The organism is Salmonella sp. NW1250 (assembly GCF_051812965.1).
Lineage (GTDB): Bacteria > Pseudomonadota > Gammaproteobacteria > Enterobacterales > Enterobacteriaceae > Salmonella > Salmonella enterica.
In genome coordinates, this window is sequence record NZ_JAMNDD010000005.1 from 154,671 (window position 1) to 174,220 (window position 19,550).

Genomic DNA, 19,550 nt, shown 5'->3' on the forward strand with positions numbered 1-19,550 from the left:
AGATTCATTCACATCTCAGCACTGATTATCCGGGTCACGTAAATATGCCGGCAGAGAACACTGGACGCTCCGCGTGATTGTTTTTCCCTTTGCCTCGCGGTGCTGTTTCTGCCCACGGTCGGTGCCGGTATAAATCCGGGTCTGGTTTTCAATATTGCTGTTGCCGCTTCCTCTTCCGTTATCGGCAACGGCAGCAGTGGAGAATAAAACGGACAGGGAAAGCCCTGCCGCCAGCGAAATTAAGCGCGACATAGTCATATCTGTTCCTTGTTAAACGAAAGGGACCGGAAATCCGGTCAGTTTGTGAAGTTGTTCCCCGACCGGGAAACCATCACCAGCGGCCAGACGGAAGCAGACGTGGTGTACTGCCCACGAACCCTCAGAGAGACGCTGATATCCACGACAGGTGAAGTGGTGTAGACCGAAAAGACGACGGTCTGATACATGGCCGGAATACCTGCGGTATACGGCATAACCTCCGCCGTTTTCACCTGGCCGTTAATATTTATCGTGACGGTGATGGCACCGGAGCCACCATTACGCTCACAGTTAGCCATCACCGTGATGGTTTTCCCAATCTGATAGGTGGCGCTGTCGGTATACCGTGTTGAGGTGCTGCGTTCGTCGTTCGTCGCCCTGATGCTCACGCCCTGCATGACTTTTGAGCCGCAGATATCACCGACAAACTCTCTTGCTTCTATCACGCCAGAAAACTTACCGGAGGTGGCATTGATTTCTCCCGTAAACGAGCCAGATACAGCGTTGATATGGCCGCTGATATCCGCATTTTTCGCAGTCAGCTTTCCATCCGGCGTCAGGGAAAATGCCGGAGGATTCCCGCCACTGGTAATGGTCGGCGCGCTCAGGTATTTCAGGAACGCCTCGTTCATGATTATCTGGTCGCCCTGCATGACGAATCCGGGCGTCTCGTTTCCGTTTGCCGGGTTAATATAAGCAATGCGATCCGCCGCCACCAGGAACTGGCTTATCTTCCCGTCAGGCGTGTCTTCCATGCTCAGTCCAAGTCCGGCCACATAATATTTGCCGTCTTTGGTCTGCTCTATTTTGACGCCCCACATGGCGTTCCATTTATCGTTAGCGTCCTGCCACTCCTTCGAAAACTGCTGCAGTTTGCTGGCGTTATCCTCCGTCAGATCTACTTTTTCCAGCAGCTCCTTACCCAGGTGACTTTCAGTTATCTGCCCTTTGAAAAAATCCAGATAGCCTGCGGCATCGTTGCTGGCCTGCCCGGTCGCCTCCACGAATGCGGATTTACCGACCTGATTTACCGCCCGGATATAAAAATAGTAATCCCTGCCGGGCCTGATATTCACGCTGGCCGCTATCCAGTACAGCGCTGTTCCCAGATATCGTGCGGCGTTTTCCACCTGATGGATATCCGTAATCTGCGCGTCTGAAAACCAGAACTCATACTGCACCGTCGGGTCGTATACCGCCTGACGCGGTGTGGCTGTAATCTGGAAATAGCCAGGGGTGAGTTCGATAAATGATGGTGCCGCCGGCGCGGAGATGCTGAACTGTGTGCTGGCCGGGTCTCCCTGTTGTCCCTGGCTGTTCACCGCCCTGACGGACAGGGTGTAGCGCCCCGGCATCAGCCCCCGGAACCGGTACTGCGTATCCGGCGTTCCTGCGCTGCTTACCAGCCGGTCACTGCCATCTTCCGCCGCCACGTTCAGGCGCAACGAAAAAGAGACGCCCTTAACGACTCGCGGTGTGTCCCAGCGCGCCAGTACCTGATACTGTCCCTCCTCCGCCAGAATTTCTGTGGTCAGGTGCTGTATCGCCGGGGGAACGGTGCCGTGAATCGTTCCGGGCTGCGGGTCGAACGATGCCCCGTTGTCCACGATGGACTCTTTTTCCGGAACATGCTGTACGGCGGTGATGGCATACGTTCCGTCGTCGTTTTCCCGGACAGCCACACACCGGAAGAGACGCTGGCGCAGCGACGGCAGTTTCAGCCCCCAGACGCTGTATTCCGCCACGCCGTCCGGTATGCGGCTGACCTGAACCTGCACACCGTCGGTAACAGACTGCACGTCCACGCTGACCGGCGAACCTTCGCCATCCACCAGGCTTATCAGCGTGGTGCCGGACGACGGCAGGGTAATTTCCCTGTCAAGGGTCAGAATGCGGCGGGCGCGGTCAACGGACAGAATCCGCCCGCCCAGGCTGATGCCGGCATAATCCTCGTCGCAAACCTCAATCACATCACCGGGAACGTGGCGCAGCCCCTCCGCACCCACACTAAAATCAACCGTCTGGGTTTCCAGCAGCTCCGTTTTTATCAGCCACAGCCCGGCGCGGTGCGCCTGCCCGCGACTGGTACAGCCAAACGCATCCATTTTTACCAGATTGCGTCCGTAGTGACTGATGGCGACCGTGTCTTCCACCAGTTCCGTGGATGTCTGCCAGCCATTATCAGGGTCGATCCAGTTCACCTCTACCGCATTATGGCGGTCCTTCCGCGCACTGAAGCTGTAACGGAACGGTGTACCCTCATCCGGCATTACCACATTGCTGCGGGTATAGGTCCAGACTGTATCCGAGGGCCTGTCCTGCACGAAGGTCAGCCTCTGCCCGTTCCACACAGGCATACAACGCATGGCGGAGCAGAAGTCGGTCAGCACATCCCACGCCTTACGCTGCTGTGCCAGATACGCATTAAAGGTCATACGCGGCTCTGTCCCGCCGAATCCGTCAGGGACCATCTGGTCGCAGTACTGGCCTATTGCATACAGCGCCCACCTGTCCACGTCCGCCGCGCCGATTCGCTGTCCCATGCCATAACGGGGATGTGTCAGCACATCCCAGAGACACCACGCCGGATTATTGCTGTATGCAGGCTTGAACGTGCCGTCCCAGATGCCGCTGTAGGTTCGCGCTACCGGATCGTAATTCGACGGCACATGAATAATCCGCCCGAAAAAATGGTAATTTCGCGTCACCTGCTGGCTGCCGAACTGCTCAGACTCCACCTGCAGGCCAATTACGGCGGTGTTGGGATAGCGCTGCCGGACATCAATAATCTCGGTATACGACGACCAGACTGTGTTGTTCTGTAACTGGTCAGTGGTACTGTCTGCCGTCACACGTACCATCCGGATACCAAATGGCCGGGGAGGGAGATTATCCACTATCACCGAGGCCAGATACTGTGTGGTTGTTTTCCCGGTAATCGTAATCTCTTTTTCCACCACCCACTGACCATAGCGCTCAAGATGGATTTGCAGCCTGACGGATGTCGGATTGCGGTCGCCCTTGCTGTTGGCCTCCACCAGTGACTGCACGCCGAACGTAAAACGCAGGCGGTCAATATTTGCAGCCGTGATGGTTCTGGTTACCGGATTGTCGTATTTGACCTGTACACCAAGCACCGTCTCGGCGCCGGACGATTCAAATCCCTCGAGCGGGGTCTGTTCCTGCTCACCGACGCGGTATACCACCTTCACGCCGTGGATATTCGTGTTACCGTCGCGGTCCACCACCGGCGTCTGGTTTACCAGAACACTGTGCAGACCGTTCACCGGGCCTTCTATCGGTCCCTCGCTGATGGCATCGATGACGCTCAGTAGCTGCGTGGATTTCAGGTTATCCGGTGCCTCGCGGGGCGTATGCCCTTTTCCTCCGCCCTTTCCCATTTATTACCCCGTAAAACGACAAAACCGCCCGGAGGCGGTTCTGTCTGAATCTGTTCTGTTGTCAGCGGCCAATCACCACAACCTGACCACCATCTCCTTCATCAGCGGTACTGACTTCCTGGGAAATCACGCGTGACCCCACCTGCATCTCGCCGTACAGCACCGGCAACGTGTTACCGTTGGCAACCATATTATCCAGCGACGAGAAATACGTGTTCTGCCTGCCGTTATCGGTCTGCCTCATTTCGGACATTTTTGGTTTGGGGGCCAGCATCTGCGCCACACCGCCCAGAATCATCGACGCGCCGGTCATATACATACCGGATACCGCCGCCGCCCCCAGCCAGCCTGCCGGGTTCCACCAGGCAACGGCAATCAGCGCCGCACCAAGCACCGCCTGAAACACCCCGCCAGGTTTGGCCCCGGCCAGACGCGGCACAATATGAATCACCGCGCCAGGCGGCAGCGGGTCATGCAGGCTGGTTGTCAGGGTATCAGCCGTAACATCGTCTCCGGCTATGCGTACCTGATACCAGCCGTCGTTCAGTTTCTGCCGGAGACCGGGCAACTGTACCGCCAGTGCCCGGACAGCTTCAGCACCACTGGCTACCTGCAGGCTGACGCGGCGGCAAAATCGTTGCAGATCCCCGTAAAGGCAAATTCGCGCCATGCCCGGTGTCGCCAGATGGAGTGCGTGCGTCGTTGCCATTTGTCGGTATACCTCTCACGTTTACTCAGTTGTTCAGGAATATGGTGCAGCAGCTCTCCGTCGCCGCAGTAAATCGCTGCGTGGTTCGGAACGGAGGAGCCAAAGCAGCAAATCAGCACGTCGCCGGGCTGCGCACTGGCTGCGCTGACACGGTAAAACCCCGTCGTCTCCAGATTATCCAGATAGAGATTGTCACCATGCCGCCACCAGTCGTCGTCCCGGTGAAAATCCGGCATATCAATCCCCGCCAGATGATAGGCATCACGGAACAGCGTGTAACAGTCAAAAACCCCATGTTTAAAATGCCGTCCGGTCAGGTGTGGTACACAGCGGAATTTATGTACCTGCCCGTCGCATACCAGCCACCACGGCAGGTCGCTTTGAACCTGCAGCCTGCGGTCCACATCGCTCAGATACGGCTGGCCGCCAGGATGGCTGTGAACCAGCGCCACAATCTCCCCCTGCGTTTCAGCCCTCAGCCAGTCCTCCGGCGCCATACGGAAATAATCCTCCGGCGCGGCAGAAATATTCACACAGGGGAGATACCGTTCTCCCGCCTGTGTTCTCACCACGAAGCCGCACGACTCCGCAGGCGCACACCGTCTGGCGTGCGCCAGAATATCCTGTTCTTTCATGATGATTTACTGTGAAAGTTTATTAATGGAGAGGAAACCGCCAAAGTTTCCGGTATTGTTACGCAGGGCGCATCCCCGGGCGCAGCGGCTGCAGGCATCTTTTGCCGGATCGGCGGTAGGGTTATCAAATTCATCTGCGACAGCTGGTCCCGTATAACCACATTCGTCAGAGCGGTATATCCATGTACAGGTATTGGCCAGCATAATTCGCCCGGGGAAGACACATCCGTCCGTTTCAGTCGGTGTTGCCAGGACAAATGTCGCACTTACCGCCGTCAGATCACTGCACTGCTCGATCACCCATCGGCTTACGGATTCCTGCTCCGGGTCAGCCTCCTGGTTGCCGTTTTGAAAATTCACGGCATCGAGAAACCGGGCATATACTATCCTGCGGATGACCGTCGCCCCAACCAGGCTATGCAAATCCTCCACCATTCCGGTCACCATACCGTAAAGATTGGATACCTTCAGTGACGGGCGCGCAGCTGCGCCTTTGCCGTTCATTTCAAATCCGCTACCCTCTACAGGATAAACATCATATTTCCGTCCCCGCCAGGTAACCGCCTCCCCCTTTTCATTCGCCTCGTTACAAAAAAAATAACGATCACCACCAGACTGTGTCAGATCGATTTCCCACAAAGTGATCCTGGCGGACTGCGCCAGTTTAGCGGCTTCGTTCAGCGTATCCTGCGAAATGTCCTGCATCACTCCTCCTCAGATAACAACCTGTTCAAAAGTCGTGGTCACAGTCACCCAAAGAGAGCCAACGCTAATCGACCATTTGCGGCAAATCACCCGAATTTGTGTCCAGGTATAAGGCGGTGTCCAGAGAAAGGATTTCACTCCACCGTGGCGGGATAAAAATGCCTCAAGATTCTGATGTTCTCCCTTACGAATCCGGACCGTTACGTTATACTTCGCCAGATGGTTGTTCAGCCCGGCTGGACGCCGTTGTTCATACCCGTCACCCAGTTTTATGGAGGTGACTTTTGGTTCTGATTCCACTGTCATATCAGGGCGGATCTTCCAGTTAAATGTTTCCATTGTTATCGCCCTCCTCCAGCAATACCCCCGTCACGCGACTGCTGTTGCCAGAAATCAATGGCGGCTTTTTTTCCAATGTTATATACGGCCTGTAATGCCTGCGGACCAATCTGTCCGTTGCCGGCGTCGTTGTGGATTTCAATGTTGTACTCAGGCGCAAACATCGCCATCCCTCCTGAACCGGCTGCCACGACACCCAGCTTACCGTCAGCACCACGACGAAGTGGTAATATTGCCTCCGGTCCTGCCTCGCCCATCACCCCGGCACCTTTGGCAAAAGCAAAAAATGTCGGGCGATTAACAATGCTGCCGCTGTATCGGCTCAGTTCAGAAGACTGATAAACTCCACCAGTCGCATTGGCTGTCACACCAAATCCCAGAGCAGATCCGATTCCCTTTACAGCCTGCATCATTGCCATACGTGCTGAAATTTTTGCCAGATCTGACACGATGGATGCGGTGAAAGATTTAAAGTTTAGTTTTCCAGTGGTAACGAACGTCGCCAGCCCGTCGCCCATACTGTTGAATGCCGATGTGAACATTTGCTCCGTTGCGCCCGCCACGTTGCTGCCCTGCGCCATAAAGTTATCCAGCGCACGCGACGCCCCCAGAGTCCAGTCTCCCTGCGCAGCATCCACTTTCGCATTGTACTCAGCCCACTCAGCCAGCCGGCGATTGAGACTGCCCTTCAGCGCCTGCTCAGCCTGACGATATTCATCAGAACCGTATGTTCCCTTTGCCTTACTGTCGCGCTTAAGCTGCTCCAGTTGTTCCTGGTAGCGCTGCTGAATTTTCAGACGCTCTTCGTACCGGCCTCGTTGCTGATCGCCCATACCCATTGTGGCCAGCACCATTGCGTGCTGCTGCCTGACGCGGGATTCTTCGTCAGCGAGCTGGCTGGTTAATGTGAGCGTCTTTTTCTTCAGTTCATTAAGGGCATTCTGGTGTTGCAAATCCTGTTGTGAGATATCCAGCTTCTGTAGCGCAAGCGCAATTTCATCCTTATGTGCCAGTACGCTTTGTTCATCCGCCGTCAGTTTTTTACCGGACAAATCAGCGATGCGCTGCTGAAATGACAAAAGCTGCTTATGCGCTTCCGTCATTTTTTCGGTCGTGGAAAGCTTCGCGGCGGCAATCTGCCCTTCAGTCTGCGCCTGTTGCTGGCTGTACTGCAAAAGCAGTCGCCTGGCCTCGTCGTTGTGGTAAGTCTTTGGCTTTTTCGCCTGTTGTGACAACGCCTTTTTATGACGTTCATTTTCGCGCTCCAGTGCGGCATTGCGTACAGCAGCATCGGCATACTGCATGGCGGTAATGCGCGCCACCTCCCGTTGGTGCCGCAGGGATTCAGTTTCATTATCCCGGTTCAGCGCGGCGTTCTGCTCGTTCCGACGTTTCTGCGTTTCCTGATAATTACGCTCTGCCTGCGCCTTCGCATCCAGCAGGTCCTTCTGGCGTTTCTGTTCCTGAAGTTCGTTCAGCTGCTGCTGATCGTATTCAGTCTGGGAGGAAGACACCGTCCAGGGCGTTTTTCTGTCGCGCGCGATTTTTTCCTGCAGTGTCGCGATCTTTTCATCGAGCGTGTCTTCCCGCCCGATATCCAGCATCCGATCCCATGCCCACTTCGCCGCATCACCGACAGCATTCCATGCTCTTTCAATCCAGCCCAGATTGTCGTGTACGTCCCCCATCCGCTTATTCATTTCTTCCGAATACGCGGACATGGCAATTTTCGCGGCATCAGCCACTCTTCCCTGCTCACCCAGTACCCTGATTTGTTCAAGCTGGGTGGCTGTCAGAAAATGCAGTGTCCTGTCCAGTTCTTTCGCCGCATTCACCGGATCATCCCGCAGGCGTTTAAACTGGCGGATGGTTTCATCCACTGATTGTCCCACGTTTTCCTGCATTCTGGTCGCGGTACGGGATACCATTGCCACTGCCTGCCCGGTAAACGCTCCGCTACCGACCACCTGTGCCAGCACGCCTGCAGCATCGTGCTGCGTGACGCCATTTCCGGCGAGCGACTTCGCCATCGCATTAAGCTGGCCTGTGGTTTTTCCGGCATAACTCCCGGTCAGAATAAGCTGTTTATTGAACGTCTCGCTTTCTTTAGCTCCTTCATAGTAGGCCTTGCCCAGCCCGTAAACAGCAGCAGCCACGCCGCCAACCAGCCCGCCGAGCATCATGCCCTTCGGAGACATCAGTTGCTCGATCCACCCGGCGCGGTTAGCGAGCGTGATACCACTTCCCCGCAGTGCCCCGAAATTCCCACGGGCCAGCTCACCAGCCAGCACGCCCAGTTCACGACGGGCAGCAGCGCTTTTCAGTCCTAGCGTATGGGTGGCAGTTCCGGTACGCTCCAGTTTACGGATATAAATATCTGCGGCGCTGCTGACACCCAGTTCAGCCGCCTTCACCCGCAGCAGCTCGGCACGGGTGAGGCCCTGTACCGTCGTCTGCTCTTTCAGGCGGCGTATAAACTGTGCTTTTTTCTGCGTGGCCAGCGCTTCGGCATCGGTAAGCTCACGGGTCTTCCTGGCGGTTTCAGACACCAGCGCCAGATAATCGCCCTGTGAGATATCTCCGCGTCCTTTCGCCTGTCGTACCTGCGCCTGGATACGCTGCAGCTCCTGCAGACCACCGCTTAACTGTTTTACACTGTCAATCTGGCGGTAAAAAGCAGCACTTGTCCTGTCCTGTGCTGCCGCCACAGCCGCTGACTGCGCCTGTTCCTCACGCAGTTTCCTTCCCAGTGCCTCCACCCGCTGTCGCGTCTGATCCACATCCGCCGCCAGACGCGTACTGGCCGCTGCGCTTTTCTCCACAGAGGAACTGTACGCGGTACTGCTGGCAGTCACTTGCTCCAGACTGGCGGACGTCAGGCGCGTCGCCTCCGTCTGCTTATCCAGAAAACGCTGCATCCGGGCCGCTGAACGTTCTGAGTCACCAGCCGCATCGTTCAGCAATTTTTTAATGCGCGGAACTTCGTTTCGGAACTCTGCGCTGTCGATACTTAAATCAATGACCAGGTTCGCTATCTGGTCCATAGCGGACACCTCCGGTAATACCTTCGCCCAGGATCATCAGTTCATCATCCGTTTTTTCGTGCAACGACTCAGGATCAGTGATCAGGCTGAATATTTCTGCATCGTGATGCGTGCCTGTAACCAGTCCGGAAATCAGCGATTTCAGCGTTGCAAACTCCGCATCCAGCAACATGTCACTGAAGCTGTTCTTCCCGAAATGCTCCGCCCACTCACCCAGCTCTGTCGCACTCATTTCCGCCAGCATCCGCCGCCAGTCTGGTCGCCGGAACTCACGTGCGAGCCGCATCACAAACGCCAGCTCCCGGTTCAGGACTTTTCCGGCGTGGTCGTGTCCTTTTCACTCCCGCTGTCGTCTTCCTGCGATGCCGGAAGACGCATACCACTCAGGGACAGAACCATATCAGCGCCACGTCCCAGCGCCTCATAAGACCATTCCAGTCTGACGGACTCATACAGGGCGCGGGCCTCCTCCTCTTTTTTGCTTTCACACAGGGAGCGGGATACCAGCCATGCATTAATATCCACCCCCATCTGCATAAATTCTGTCTGACGCTCTGCTTCCGTCAGGGTTTCAGGCTGTGCGTCATAGTCTGCCGTCCGCTGCTGAATAAACTTCAGATAATCCACACGTTGCAGGGCAGAAAGCTCACTGAGCACGATGGAATGCCCACCGTAGTTAAAGGTGTCTGTATTGAGAAACATGATGATTTTCCATAGAAGCCCCGGAACCGGGGCGGACTGATAAGAGAGGGTTATGACGCCGTCACTGTCACTGCTGCCACCGCGACAAGACTGCCGTCACTGCTGATACCAACAATATTCACGCTGCCCGCCTTCACGCCTTTAACCGTGGCCACATTATCCTTCAGCGTGACGGTGGCGATCAGCGGATCGGCGGTCGCAACCTGCAGCGTTTTATCTGACGCGTTATCAGGTTTTACCGTAAATGTCAGCGTGGTGGTGGCTCCGGCAGCCACCGTGGCACTGGCCGGCGCAACGGTCACGCCGGATACGCTGACTACGTCAGGTGTATCCTCCTCCGCAAGAGAAGGACGCCCGACGCCGGTGATTTTTACGCTGCGTGTCATCACCTCTTTGGACGTCACGGTTTTACCCAGTGAACTCAGCCAGCCGCGGAACACATCAACCGTCCCGTTAGGATACCTGATACGGAAGGCGCGAACTTCGCCGGTGTCAAACAGCTCAACCAGTTTTTTCTGTCCGGTCTCACCGGGTTTCCAGGCCAGCGTGGCCGTGGTGTCACCGACGCTTTTCTGCCCCTGCGTAGTGCTTTTCCAGTCGGCATTTTCATCATCAAGATAGTCATCGTCTTCCGCATCTGCACTCATTTCTCCGGGCTGCAGATCCTTAATACCTGCCAGTCGCAGCCAGTCATCATCAGCCAGTGGATTTTTAAACGCATCGCCGCTGCCGGTATACAGCCAGAATGTGGTTCCGGCGCCTTTCGTTTTTACCAGTGGGTTTGGTGTTCCCATCATATCCTCCTCAGTTGGTATAGGTGATCCGGTAAGTAATTTCTGCCATCCCCCACGTTGCCATTTCGCTGTCACGCTGGTAGTCATAACCCAGCGGGGTCATGGTATCGATAAGGCGCTCCAGACCACTAACCTCTTCCAGCGCAGGAAAGATTTTTTCTTCCATCCAGATATCAAGCTCTGTATCAGGAGCCTGAGCCCTCAGAAAAACTGCCGTATGGAGAGTAGCCTGCCAGTCATCCTCATCGGTCATAAGGCCTGTATACTGTGCGTCTGTCAGCCAGACAGCTATTGCGGGTAAATCTTCCTGTTCTACGAAAGCAGGAAGTCCATCAAAAAGAGTGACAGGTGCGCCAGTCACGGATTCCAGCTTTTCCAGAACGGCCCGGCGGATTAATGTGTGTTTGCTCATCGTGAAAGATAAAGCCTCAGTTGTTGTTTCAGGGCATACCCCAGTTGCTTCGGTATTTCCTCGTCAATCAAGCTTTGTGTGGCGCTTTCGAATGCCTGAGTCAATGGTCCGGAAAGAGGAATTTTCACTACATCAATTGGATAACGGTTTTTCCCGTTAACGCGTCGCATAACATGCCAGCGTCCGTTAGCCAGTTGCTGAATAAAGGCATCCCGGAACAGATATGGCCCGATTTTCAGCACACTTCCACGATACAGCAGTTTTCCCCTCCGTTTGCTCATCCTGACCTGTGCAGCGCCCAACTTTATGGCGGGAAGGTTTCCCCGGTTAATCCGTATCCGGGCAGAGCGTTTACCGTCTGTACCGGCTTTAAATAACCTCACCCTCTGGCGAACCAGCTTCAGCGGAAGTCCTCTTACCTGGTTATCTCCGGCGACAGTCTCCCGCGCCACCTTACGGGTTGCCACTGAAACAGCTTTCTGCGCCACGCGATTCACAGCCCAGATACTGGCCCGGGGAACCATCTGCCGGTCAAGGCTGTTCAGATTCCGGATCGCATTTTCAAGCCCTTTCAAACATTCCTCCCGTCCTGCGCCGGTTATCCGTCGGCGGCTCCCCCCTGCCCAGCAGAATAATACTGCTGTCTCCACCAGCCGGAGTGATGCGATCCACCCAGAAGGTGTCACCGAGAATGGTTAGTGTGTCCGGGCGCTTCAGATGGACTGTCAGGGATGTTTTGACAAAAAATGTAGGCTTGTCCCCCTCAATCCGGACACCTCCGGCGGCATACGACACACTTTCAGGATCGTCAAATACGCCCGTAAGCGTGGCCCCTGCCAGAACGCCGGAGGTTATTGTTGCTACCGTTCCCATCACCCGGAGGATGGCATCATCAGCCTGAGAAATCGCGGTATCAAACAGGTTTTCGGACTGCGACATATCGCCACCATTACAGTTCAATAATAAGTCCTGCAGCAATCAGCTCGTCCACATCGTGTTGCGAAATACGCGCCGGGTTTCCCGCCATAACCATATCCAGTTCCCGGTTACTGTCCGGATCGATGGCGCAGATGTGTAGTGTACGAAGCGCCCTGATAAGTACCCGTTCGGATCTTTGCCCGATCCCGGGCGGCACTATGGATTCATCACTGTCATTTTCCACAGCAGGCAAATGCTCCGCCTCCGCCTCCGCTTCCTCTTCCCATTCCATGACACGCTGGCTGAGTTCAGCGGCGCTCCCGGACACATCCGGATCACGACCAAGCCGCGTCGCAAGCTCCCGCAGACGCTGTATATTCTCTTCTTTTGTTGCCATAAAAGATCCTCCCGCAATTTGTAACAATAAAGGCCTGAATCAGGCCTTTTGGGATGCTTAACCGACAGTGACAATGACAAACTCATCCGGGTCCGGCAGGACCATCAGCGGCGCAGACTGCGTCATGGTATATTCATTCGCCGGGTCCCCCACCGTCAGCCAGTGTTTGGGATAACGGGTGGCGGCAACAATACCCTCCGCGAGCGCCTGTGAATCCTGAATGGCACCATAGCAGCGGATACCTTCTGCCGCCATATTTCCCAGAACCAGAGTCCCTTCAGGCAGGTAACGCTTTTCGGTCCCGTTATCAGCAACATAGGATGTTTTAGCCACCACAATAGCCAAATCTCCGTAATACCCCTTGAACGACACCACAGCCCCAAGATCCTTCACCGCCGTTTCCAGCTGAGAATTTGAACCGCGGCTTGTATCCAGTTTTTCACGGAACAGCTTAAAACCGTTCAGCAGACGCCAGACTTTCCCGTCCATCACGGCAATATTGATCAGACCGGATGCCTGGTCGCAGTACATATCCAGATCATAAGTCGGGTCAAAGGTTTCCCTGTCCTGCTCTGACCATTTTTTACCTGTGGCCTGAATAATGTTATTCCCGGCGGAGCGACCAAAATCCACCTCCACGGTGTCAAACTGCTCGCCCTGCATGGTGTATTTCCCGTTCAGCACCGCACTGACGGCCTGCATCTCCTCCACCTGGACGATGGCCTTCTCTTCCTGCTTCAGGTTATCGGTCAGAATGCGCAGACGACGGTAGGCCGGATCGTTAAGCCTGGCCGGGTCTTCACCCGGCAGACGCTCAACAACCTGCGCATAGTTAACTTCATGCTTCGGTTTGACATACCCCGGACGCAGTACGCGCGTTTCCCCGCCGCGGTTACGCAGAACCTTCCCTCCTACCACCGGAGATACATAAGCGGCAATCGGTGTTTTTCCGGTAATTTTGTCCAGCATGACTTCCTGGGTAGGAAATGTCACAGTACGGCGAAAAAACAGGCTCAGGAAGAGTGGGTTAAATTTAACTTTCTGCTCGGTATAACCCAGCAACTGGCGGGTGGTAAACAATCCCATAAATGGTGTCCTCCGGACGTTAAATACGATAAAGGCCGCTTCGCGGCCTTCTTATTACGGTAAAGCGGCGTGACTGACGGCGCTTCCGGCGAATGCATTTGCCTGCTTAATGGCATCCACACTCTTCGGCCATGCCAGTGATTCTGTGGCAAAGGTGCCGCTCTTCCAGTACGTCAGCAGGTTTTCCGACCCGTCCAGCTCAAGGGCCAGAACCCCGACTGCCGTTCCGGCCTTCTGCCCGTCCCAGGCCACCAGTTTCCCGGTGGTATCATCCAGCATCAGGGGCGTCAGCATCGGTGTGGCCGCCGTTATACCGCTGACTCCCGTTGCGGTATGTGCCGGATCGTTACCGGCGAAAATGCGGTTATCCGCACGTTTCTCAATAGTGGTGGTAAATGACATACTGTCTCCTTATCAGGTGGCTGAAGTACCGGGAATACTCATCAACAACGTCGTTTCGGTATCATTACTGTGGCCTTTGCCGCCGGATATGGGGCCCGGGGAATGAGACTGCATGAAAGCATCAAATGCGTTGTTCATGCTCAGCCCCGCATTACCGGATTTGTCCGGCGCGGCAGCCAGCAGGTCACGGGCCTGATCTGTGGTCATACCAGGCATGACAGCCAGTTTTTCCGCCAACTCTTCACGGCCTTTCGCCTCATCAAGCGCCATCACGGCATCATGAAGTGACGTTGCCGCAGCGATCGGCGATGCTGCCAGAATGGTTCTGGCCTGTTCCACCGTCATCTCTGGCATGGCCGCCAGTGTCTGTGCGAGTGTTTCCCGACCACCAGCTTCTTCCAGGGCAAGGATACGGTCAGCGGTGCTGGTCGTGTCCGCCGGCGCGGCGGCAGCCAGAATAGACTTCGCCTGAGCAACGCTCATTCCCGGCTGCCCGGCCAGCATCTGTGCCAGTGCCTCATGCCCCCTGGCCTCCGGGCAACCCAGAATTCCCATTACGCGCTGGTTTTCCTGCGTGACAGCGTCAGCTGCACTTAATTCAGGCATAGTGCCTCCTGTCTTGTTACTGTTGATAGCTTCTGCCATCACGCCGATGGCGTCAGCAGCATTCACCATTCCATCTGCCAGTCCGGTAGTGATAATGGCCTGCCCGTCATACACTGCCGCCTCCGTCGCCATTACCGCATCGACAGACAACCCCGTGTACCGGGCCACTTTTTCTGCAAACATCTTTCTGGCCTCGTCCATTCGCTGCTGGTAGTCGGCATAGACGCTTTCCGGTAATTTCTGGCTGGGCGTCAGATCAGCCTTGTGTGCGCCAGAATAGATAAGGGTGATATCGATCCCTTCCTGTTTCAGTTTTTCGGCGTAGCTGGTATGCGCCATCACCACACCAATTGATCCCATTCTGGACGTCTGGGTCACAAGGCGGTGCGAACAGGCTGCCGCCAGCAACATGGCCGCCGAACAGGCTGTTTCATTTGCCAGTGCCCAGACAGGTTTCTGTTCGCGCATCCGGTAAATCATGTCAGCACAGTCAAACGCCCCGGCAGCCTGACCGCCGGGACTGTCAATATCCAGCAGAATGCCTTTTACCTCCGGATCTGAAACCGCCTGTTGTAGCCGGGCAGTGACACCGTCATATCCGGTCATCCCTGAAAAGGGACGCATTCCGCCGAGTTTATGAACCAGTGTTCCGGTCACGGGTAATACCGCAATACCGTTCACTACCTGATAAAAACGTGCCTGCGGCTTTCCGGTCGCCATAAAATCGCCTGTGACCAGTGCCATATCCGACTGATCCAGACTTTCGTTATTACCGGGAATGTGCAGGCTGTTAATGCCTGACTCCCTGCCCAGCGCGCAAAAGAAAACCCGCGCATAGGCGGGTTCAAGCAGCAACGGAGCACTGGTTGCCTGGCTGATGATGTGCGGGAGATTACGTTGCACGCTTTTCCTCCTCCGTCTGACGGCTCGCCGCGATCTGTTGTTGATAGGTATCAGTGATCCATACCGGACGCGAAAGTCCGGCTGCCCGCCGTTCTTCGGATTCCCTGACCTGCTGGCGGAATATCTCCTGGTAATCCTCGCCCATAATGGCGAGTTCTTTTTCATAGGTACTCAGCCCGGCCTCAATACGCATCACGGATTCCTGAACCTCCTTGAGTCCGTCAATCGCCATACGTCCGGCACCAATCCACTCCGAGCGGCTCCAGCTGGATCGGGCCTCCCAGAAGGAAAACCTGGCCCGGGGTGCCCGGATAACTCCCCGTATCAGCGCCTCCTCCAGCCAGCAGGAAAACATTTGTGTCGCCAGCCGTCCGGCAATGAACCGGCGCCGCCCCAGGAAATAGCGCCAGGACTCATTGGCAGATGCGCGGGCGCTGGAATAGCTGACCTGAGAATAATCACGCGAAAGCTGCTCATAAGAGACCCCCAGCCCGGCGGCAATATACCGGAGCAGCGCCTGCTCCAGCGCTGAAAAGCCATTATCGGAATCCTGCGCAGTCTGCAGATTCAGCTCATCACCCGGGTACAGGTGGGGAATTTTTACACCGCCCAGTTTGATACTGTTGGTACTGTAATAGCGGGCATAATTTGCCAGCATGTTAACAAGGGGCGTATCTTTGTTATCTGCCGCCGTGATGTATTCAAAGGCTTTCTCGGAATCGAGTTCGCTTTCGATCGTGGCGGCGTACATGGCTTTGACAATCGCGGACTGAAGCTGCGTTGCCTGCAGGGTATCAAGCATCTTCAGCCGCTCCATCACACTGTAAAACTGATTGGCACCGCGCGTCTGTCCGTCCTCAACCGGCTCGAAAATATGTAACATCGCGGGTCGTCCGGACGGCAGAAAACGAGGAATACGGGTCCAGCGTTCCCCACCAGCCACCGGCCAGTCATCATCACAGACATGATAGGCGAGGGCTTTTCCATTCCGGTCCGTTTCCACTCCTGCGCGAAGCTGGCGGTTTCCGCGGGCATACCCCGGTGTGTCCACCCGTTTCGGACTGACAGCCTTGAATCGGGTACGGAAAACCTGCGTGGTTTCAGCGTCCCAGACAGGCTGGAGAAAAATTTCACCATTAAAGGCGTGAACGCCCACGCCTTCACGGATGAACTCTGTAAAAGTACGCTTCCCCTCGGCATCCATTTCGCCAAAAATACCATCGCAATATTCTGTCCATGCAGCTTCAACCTCATCCACAAAACTCTTCGCTGCGCTCTCACGCATACCAAGATAGCGCCAGTCTGGACGATAGCTGATAAGAAACAGGTGTCCGACAATATGATCCTTGTGCAGCGCCACCGCATTTGCTGCAATACCATTATTACGGACCAGATCATCAGCCCGCGCATTGCCGAGGCGCAACGAAGGCAGCAGCGCGGCATCCACGCTTTCCGCCGGGGGCATCCAGTCAGCCATCTGTCCGCCGAAACCGATCCCCCCGCCGGTGTATCCCAGACTTTCCCGCAGCGGCGTGCCGTGAACATCCACCAGAACCGGGGTGCGCTTCACAGTCTCACCCCCACAGGTGCCCGGCGGCGACCATTGCACAGTGACGCCTCAAGTTCCGCGACATATTTTTTCAGATCCCCTACCGATGTCGCGGTAAATTCAACCCGTCGCCCGTCTTTCTGAACCGTCGCCACCCGTTTTCCCGTCATCAGGTCATGCAGCGCGACGCGGGCTTCCTGTAGCTCAGTGATTGTTGCCATTAACTCCTCCTGCCAGCATTGCGGCCAGTTGTTCAAGTGTCGGGGTATCCTGCTCTTCGCTTTTCCTTGATGTCGCCAGCGCCTCCAGATCCAGTTGCCAGCGCTGCACAGACACCCGTAACGCTGCACTGGCATAGACAAGACAATCCAGCGCTTCGTTACGACGTCCTTTGGCATCCCATAACAGCCGGAATTTTCCGTTAACCAGTTTCTCCACCAGCTCTTCAGCTACCAGTTGCTTCGCTTCCACCTCCGTAAAAACATCCGGATTATCCGGAAAGCGGATCGCATAAGGCGTGGCTTCGTCGGCAGGCGCAGTAACCGCCCCCATTCTGGCGTAAAGCATTTCTTTGGCAGTATCAGTACCGATTTCGCACAGGAATACCCCGCTCTGGTTGCGTTTTTTAGGCATGGTAATAACGGGTTTTCCGTAAACGGAGGCCCCTTTGACAGGCAGCACGCGGAAAATGCCGTGTTTTTTTGAGCGTTTATAGACGATTTCTGCATCGATACCGCCGATATCCCAGCAGATACGGGAAATGGAAATATCCGTCCCGTCAGCATGACGATATTTTTTATTAATGACGGCATCCACACGCTGCAGGGTATCTTCATCATCATGCCGTCCCATGATAATTTGCTTATCAATAAGGAAAGCCTCTTCGCCCGGCGCCCAGCCCCAGATATACATTTCATAACGGTTACGCTGGGAGTCGATACCAGCGGTCAGATACACCACCCGCTCCGGAACCGGCGCCGCATAATGAATCACTTTTTCCAGCAAAAGCTCATGGCTGAGTTTTTCGGCCACCGCCTCTTCATAAGGCTCGCCCAACGTGGTGTTTATAAAGGTTTTCACACCATTTGGATCTTTCAGCGCATCCAGCCAGTCATAAATAATCTGTATCCAGGTGGTAAAGGGACTGTAAGCCGTCCAGATATGAAAGGTAATGGATCGTGGCGGCGGAACCTCCTCACCGGACGCGCTGAAATAAGCCAGTCCATCGCGTGTCCACATGCCTGTGTTATCGCAAATCCAGCGGCCTGCTTTCTGATCAAGTTCCGATTGACGGATCACGCATCCATTATGTTCACAAAGGTAATACACCGTCTCCGGCTTGCTTTTCTCCCATTTCAGACCGAACGGCGTACTGCCATCACCGAATTTAAGGTACTGTTCTTCGCCACAGTGCGGACACGGTACATGAAAACGCATAAAATGCGCCGATTCATTTGCCGCCTTTTCAATCTGGCATGACCCTTTGACTTTTGGTGTGGAGCCCCGAATGGATTTAGGCCAGACAGAACCTTCAATACGTTTATCCCCCAGCAGCGTCGGCGAACCTTCTTTCTCGACATCCGGCTCAAAAGATGACAATTCGTCATAGCAGACCACATCCACCGATTTTTCACGGTAGTTTTTGGCTGCTGCACCGCCGAGGCACCAGAACCCGACACCGGAAGAAAAGCGTTTCAGGGTGAGCGTGTTATCACGATGTTTACGCCCGAACCAGGGGGCCAGCTCCAGCAATACAGGAACATCCCTGATAGTCGGCTCCACGTGGGATTTCATAAAATCCTCAGCGGATGAGTCGGTCGGCTGGAACAGCAGGCTGTTGCGCGACTTGTGCTCTATGAAATAGCCTTCCACCCCCAGCAACATTTTGGTATAGCCCACGCGGGCAGACTTAATGAGGTTTACAACGCGGATCAGTTCATACCCCATCGCGTTCATTATCGCTACCTGAAACGGCAGCGTTTCCCATTTGCCGGGGGTGTAGGAGGACTCTTTTGGCAGATAGTAATACTTATCAGCCCACTGCACGGTGGTAAGCGGTACGGGAATATGAAGCGCTATCAGCCCGTTAGTAATGGCTCTGTTGGCATTATTCGCCCTGCGCTCTCCGGAAATCATCGGTCCACTTCTCCACATCCGCTATCGTGGCGGCCCTGCCTGACGCCCTGGCGATTTCCGTTCTGACCACATCGATGTGCGACTGGCACAGATCAGGATATTTGCGCTGTAATACCAGCGGTACCCTTGACAGTATCCCTGCTATTTCCTGAGCCACCCGTTGCAGGATGTAGGTGAACAGTTCGGTCTCAAGAACCAGCCCTTCGCGCTCAGCATTTTTAAGTTCCTGCGCATCCGCCTGAGCTTTTGTCAGGCGGTAGCGCTCATAGTCGATGGTGCCGGGATTAAGATCTGATTCCGCAGCGGCACGTAAATCATCAACCTCTTTACGCAGCTTTTCATTTTCAATAGACGCATCACGCTCCGCGTACCATGAAATCGCTGCCGCGGTGTCGAACACTGCTTCGTTACCTTTTCCTCCTCCGGAAACAAGTGGCAGCCCCTGGCTTTGCCAGGCTGTGACAGTTCTGACGTCACAACCAAAAATTTCAGCCAGTTTTTTTTTGTTCACGTTCATGGAAAAGTCTCCCGGAAACAGGAAAGGATCTGCGATC

21 protein-coding genes are annotated in these 19,550 nt (G+C 55.2%); all 21 read right to left on the reverse strand.

Translation table 11 applies throughout. The features are described 5' to 3' along the window. Positions 1–15: 15 nt before the first annotated feature. The 21 genes from NBA72_RS10645 to NBA72_RS10745 all read right to left on the reverse strand — a co-directional run bounded on the left by NBA72_RS10645 (position 16) and on the right by NBA72_RS10745 (position 19,513). Positions 16–258 (reverse strand): hypothetical protein, encoded by a 243-nt coding sequence (locus NBA72_RS10645; protein WP_023223576.1) that lies wholly within the window; start codon positions 256–258, stop codon positions 16–18. Between the two features lie 38 nt (positions 259–296). Then, the gene (gene gpJ, locus NBA72_RS10650) at positions 297–3,659 is read right to left on the reverse strand and encodes a phage attachment tail tip protein J (protein WP_023223575.1); all 3,363 of its coding nucleotides are present in this window, start codon (positions 3,657–3,659) and stop codon (positions 297–299) included. A 61-nt stretch (positions 3,660–3,720) separates the two neighbouring features. Further along, positions 3,721–4,368 carry a tail assembly protein gene (locus NBA72_RS10655; protein WP_001736578.1) on the reverse strand — a complete coding sequence of 216 codons (648 nt, stop codon included), beginning with the start codon at positions 4,366–4,368 and terminating at the stop codon, positions 3,721–3,723. Further along, positions 4,266–5,003, reverse strand: coding sequence for a C40 family peptidase (locus NBA72_RS10660; RefSeq protein WP_031606484.1), 738 nt, complete (start codon positions 5,001–5,003; stop codon positions 4,266–4,268). Before NBA72_RS10660 ends, NBA72_RS10655 begins: the two co-directional genes overlap by 103 nt. A gap of 6 nt (positions 5,004–5,009) precedes the next feature. Further along, positions 5,010–5,708: a phage minor tail protein L gene (locus tag NBA72_RS10665; protein WP_023223573.1), complete on the reverse strand. Its 699-nt coding sequence runs from the start codon at positions 5,706–5,708 to the stop codon at positions 5,010–5,012. A gap of 9 nt (positions 5,709–5,717) precedes the next feature. Then, positions 5,718–6,047, reverse strand: coding sequence for a phage tail protein (locus NBA72_RS10670; RefSeq protein WP_000447370.1), 330 nt, complete (start codon positions 6,045–6,047; stop codon positions 5,718–5,720). A 2-nt stretch (positions 6,048–6,049) separates the two neighbouring features. Further along, positions 6,050–9,091, reverse strand: a complete 3,042-nt coding sequence (locus NBA72_RS10675; protein WP_023223572.1) for a phage tail tape measure protein — start codon at positions 9,089–9,091, stop codon at positions 6,050–6,052. Further along, positions 9,063–9,401 carry a phage tail assembly protein T gene (locus tag NBA72_RS10680; RefSeq protein WP_077905125.1) on the reverse strand — a complete coding sequence of 113 codons (339 nt, stop codon included), beginning with the start codon at positions 9,399–9,401 and terminating at the stop codon, positions 9,063–9,065. The genes NBA72_RS10675 and NBA72_RS10680 overlap by 29 nt, the downstream gene beginning before the upstream one ends. Continuing rightward, positions 9,398–9,793: a phage tail assembly chaperone G gene (gene gpG, locus NBA72_RS10685; RefSeq protein WP_000479607.1), complete on the reverse strand. Its 396-nt coding sequence runs from the start codon at positions 9,791–9,793 to the stop codon at positions 9,398–9,400. The genes NBA72_RS10680 and gpG overlap by 4 nt, the downstream gene beginning before the upstream one ends. A gap of 50 nt (positions 9,794–9,843) precedes the next feature. After that, positions 9,844–10,590 carry a phage tail tube protein gene (locus NBA72_RS10690; RefSeq protein WP_000971954.1) on the reverse strand — a complete coding sequence of 249 codons (747 nt, stop codon included), beginning with the start codon at positions 10,588–10,590 and terminating at the stop codon, positions 9,844–9,846. Between the two features lie 7 nt (positions 10,591–10,597). Beyond that, a complete protein-coding gene (locus NBA72_RS10695; RefSeq protein WP_000033885.1) occupies positions 10,598–10,999 on the reverse strand; it encodes a phage minor tail U family protein in 402 nt (133 codons plus the stop codon). After that, positions 10,996–11,574 (reverse strand): phage tail protein, encoded by a 579-nt coding sequence (locus NBA72_RS10700; RefSeq protein WP_000677089.1) that lies wholly within the window; start codon positions 11,572–11,574, stop codon positions 10,996–10,998. Before NBA72_RS10700 ends, NBA72_RS10695 begins: the two co-directional genes overlap by 4 nt. Then, positions 11,561–11,938 carry a head-tail joining protein gene (locus NBA72_RS10705; RefSeq protein ID WP_000083293.1) on the reverse strand — a complete coding sequence of 126 codons (378 nt, stop codon included), beginning with the start codon at positions 11,936–11,938 and terminating at the stop codon, positions 11,561–11,563. The genes NBA72_RS10700 and NBA72_RS10705 overlap by 14 nt, the downstream gene beginning before the upstream one ends. Positions 11,939–11,948: 10 nt before the next feature. Further along, positions 11,949–12,314: a DNA-packaging protein FI gene (locus NBA72_RS10710; protein WP_000201485.1), complete on the reverse strand. Its 366-nt coding sequence runs from the start codon at positions 12,312–12,314 to the stop codon at positions 11,949–11,951. A 57-nt stretch (positions 12,315–12,371) separates the two neighbouring features. Further along, positions 12,372–13,400, reverse strand: a complete 1,029-nt coding sequence (locus NBA72_RS10715; protein ID WP_023223571.1) for a major capsid protein — start codon at positions 13,398–13,400, stop codon at positions 12,372–12,374. 54 nt (positions 13,401–13,454) lie between these two features. Continuing rightward, positions 13,455–13,802 carry a head decoration protein gene (locus tag NBA72_RS10720; RefSeq protein ID WP_000011260.1) on the reverse strand — a complete coding sequence of 116 codons (348 nt, stop codon included), beginning with the start codon at positions 13,800–13,802 and terminating at the stop codon, positions 13,455–13,457. 12 nt (positions 13,803–13,814) lie between these two features. Then, positions 13,815–15,311, reverse strand: a complete 1,497-nt coding sequence (locus NBA72_RS10725) for a S49 family peptidase (protein WP_006669512.1) — start codon at positions 15,309–15,311, stop codon at positions 13,815–13,817. Beyond that, on the reverse strand, positions 15,301–16,881 hold the full coding sequence (locus tag NBA72_RS10730; protein WP_042949161.1) for a phage portal protein: 1,581 nt from the start codon (positions 16,879–16,881) through the stop codon (positions 15,301–15,303). Before NBA72_RS10730 ends, NBA72_RS10725 begins: the two co-directional genes overlap by 11 nt. Further along, entirely contained in the window at positions 16,878–17,081 is a 204-nt protein-coding gene (locus NBA72_RS10735; RefSeq protein WP_000201415.1) for a phage head-tail joining protein, read from the reverse strand. The genes NBA72_RS10730 and NBA72_RS10735 overlap by 4 nt, the downstream gene beginning before the upstream one ends. Beyond that, positions 17,065–18,996: a phage terminase large subunit family protein gene (locus NBA72_RS10740; RefSeq protein WP_023223570.1), complete on the reverse strand. Its 1,932-nt coding sequence runs from the start codon at positions 18,994–18,996 to the stop codon at positions 17,065–17,067. Before NBA72_RS10740 ends, NBA72_RS10735 begins: the two co-directional genes overlap by 17 nt. Continuing rightward, positions 18,968–19,513 carry a terminase small subunit gene (locus NBA72_RS10745; RefSeq protein ID WP_001102153.1) on the reverse strand — a complete coding sequence of 182 codons (546 nt, stop codon included), beginning with the start codon at positions 19,511–19,513 and terminating at the stop codon, positions 18,968–18,970. The genes NBA72_RS10740 and NBA72_RS10745 overlap by 29 nt, the downstream gene beginning before the upstream one ends. Positions 19,514–19,550 lie beyond the last annotated feature (37 nt).

Coding starts and splice junctions, on each gene's coding strand:
- NBA72_RS10690 (WP_000971954.1), bottom strand. CDS start 10,590: ATGATGGGAACACCAAACCCACTGGTAAAAACGAAAGGCGCCGGAACC.
- NBA72_RS10710 (WP_000201485.1), bottom strand. CDS start 12,314: ATGGCAACAAAAGAAGAGAATATACAGCGTCTGCGGGAGCTTGCGACG.
- NBA72_RS10715 (WP_023223571.1), bottom strand. CDS start 13,400: ATGGGATTGTTTACCACCCGCCAGTTGCTGGGTTATACCGAGCAGAAA.
- NBA72_RS10695 (WP_000033885.1), bottom strand. CDS start 10,999: ATGAGCAAACACACATTAATCCGCCGGGCCGTTCTGGAAAAGCTGGAA.
- NBA72_RS10670 (WP_000447370.1), bottom strand. CDS start 6,047: ATGGAAACATTTAACTGGAAGATCCGCCCTGATATGACAGTGGAATCA.
- NBA72_RS10720 (WP_000011260.1), bottom strand. CDS start 13,802: ATGTCATTTACCACCACTATTGAGAAACGTGCGGATAACCGCATTTTC.
- NBA72_RS10660 (WP_031606484.1), bottom strand. CDS start 5,003: ATGAAAGAACAGGATATTCTGGCGCACGCCAGACGGTGTGCGCCTGCG.
- NBA72_RS10745 (WP_001102153.1), bottom strand. CDS start 19,513: ATGAACGTGAACAAAAAAAAACTGGCTGAAATTTTTGGTTGTGACGTC.
- NBA72_RS10740 (WP_023223570.1), bottom strand. CDS start 18,996: ATGATTTCCGGAGAGCGCAGGGCGAATAATGCCAACAGAGCCATTACT.
- gpG (WP_000479607.1), bottom strand. CDS start 9,793: ATGTTTCTCAATACAGACACCTTTAACTACGGTGGGCATTCCATCGTG.
- NBA72_RS10735 (WP_000201415.1), bottom strand. CDS start 17,081: ATGGCAACAATCACTGAGCTACAGGAAGCCCGCGTCGCGCTGCATGAC.
- NBA72_RS10705 (WP_000083293.1), bottom strand. CDS start 11,938: ATGTCGCAGTCCGAAAACCTGTTTGATACCGCGATTTCTCAGGCTGAT.
- NBA72_RS10645 (WP_023223576.1), bottom strand. CDS start 258: ATGACTATGTCGCGCTTAATTTCGCTGGCGGCAGGGCTTTCCCTGTCC.
- gpJ (WP_023223575.1), bottom strand. CDS start 3,659: ATGGGAAAGGGCGGAGGAAAAGGGCATACGCCCCGCGAGGCACCGGAT.
- NBA72_RS10655 (WP_001736578.1), bottom strand. CDS start 4,368: ATGGCAACGACGCACGCACTCCATCTGGCGACACCGGGCATGGCGCGA.
- NBA72_RS10665 (WP_023223573.1), bottom strand. CDS start 5,708: ATGCAGGACATTTCGCAGGATACGCTGAACGAAGCCGCTAAACTGGCG.
- NBA72_RS10675 (WP_023223572.1), bottom strand. CDS start 9,091: ATGGACCAGATAGCGAACCTGGTCATTGATTTAAGTATCGACAGCGCA.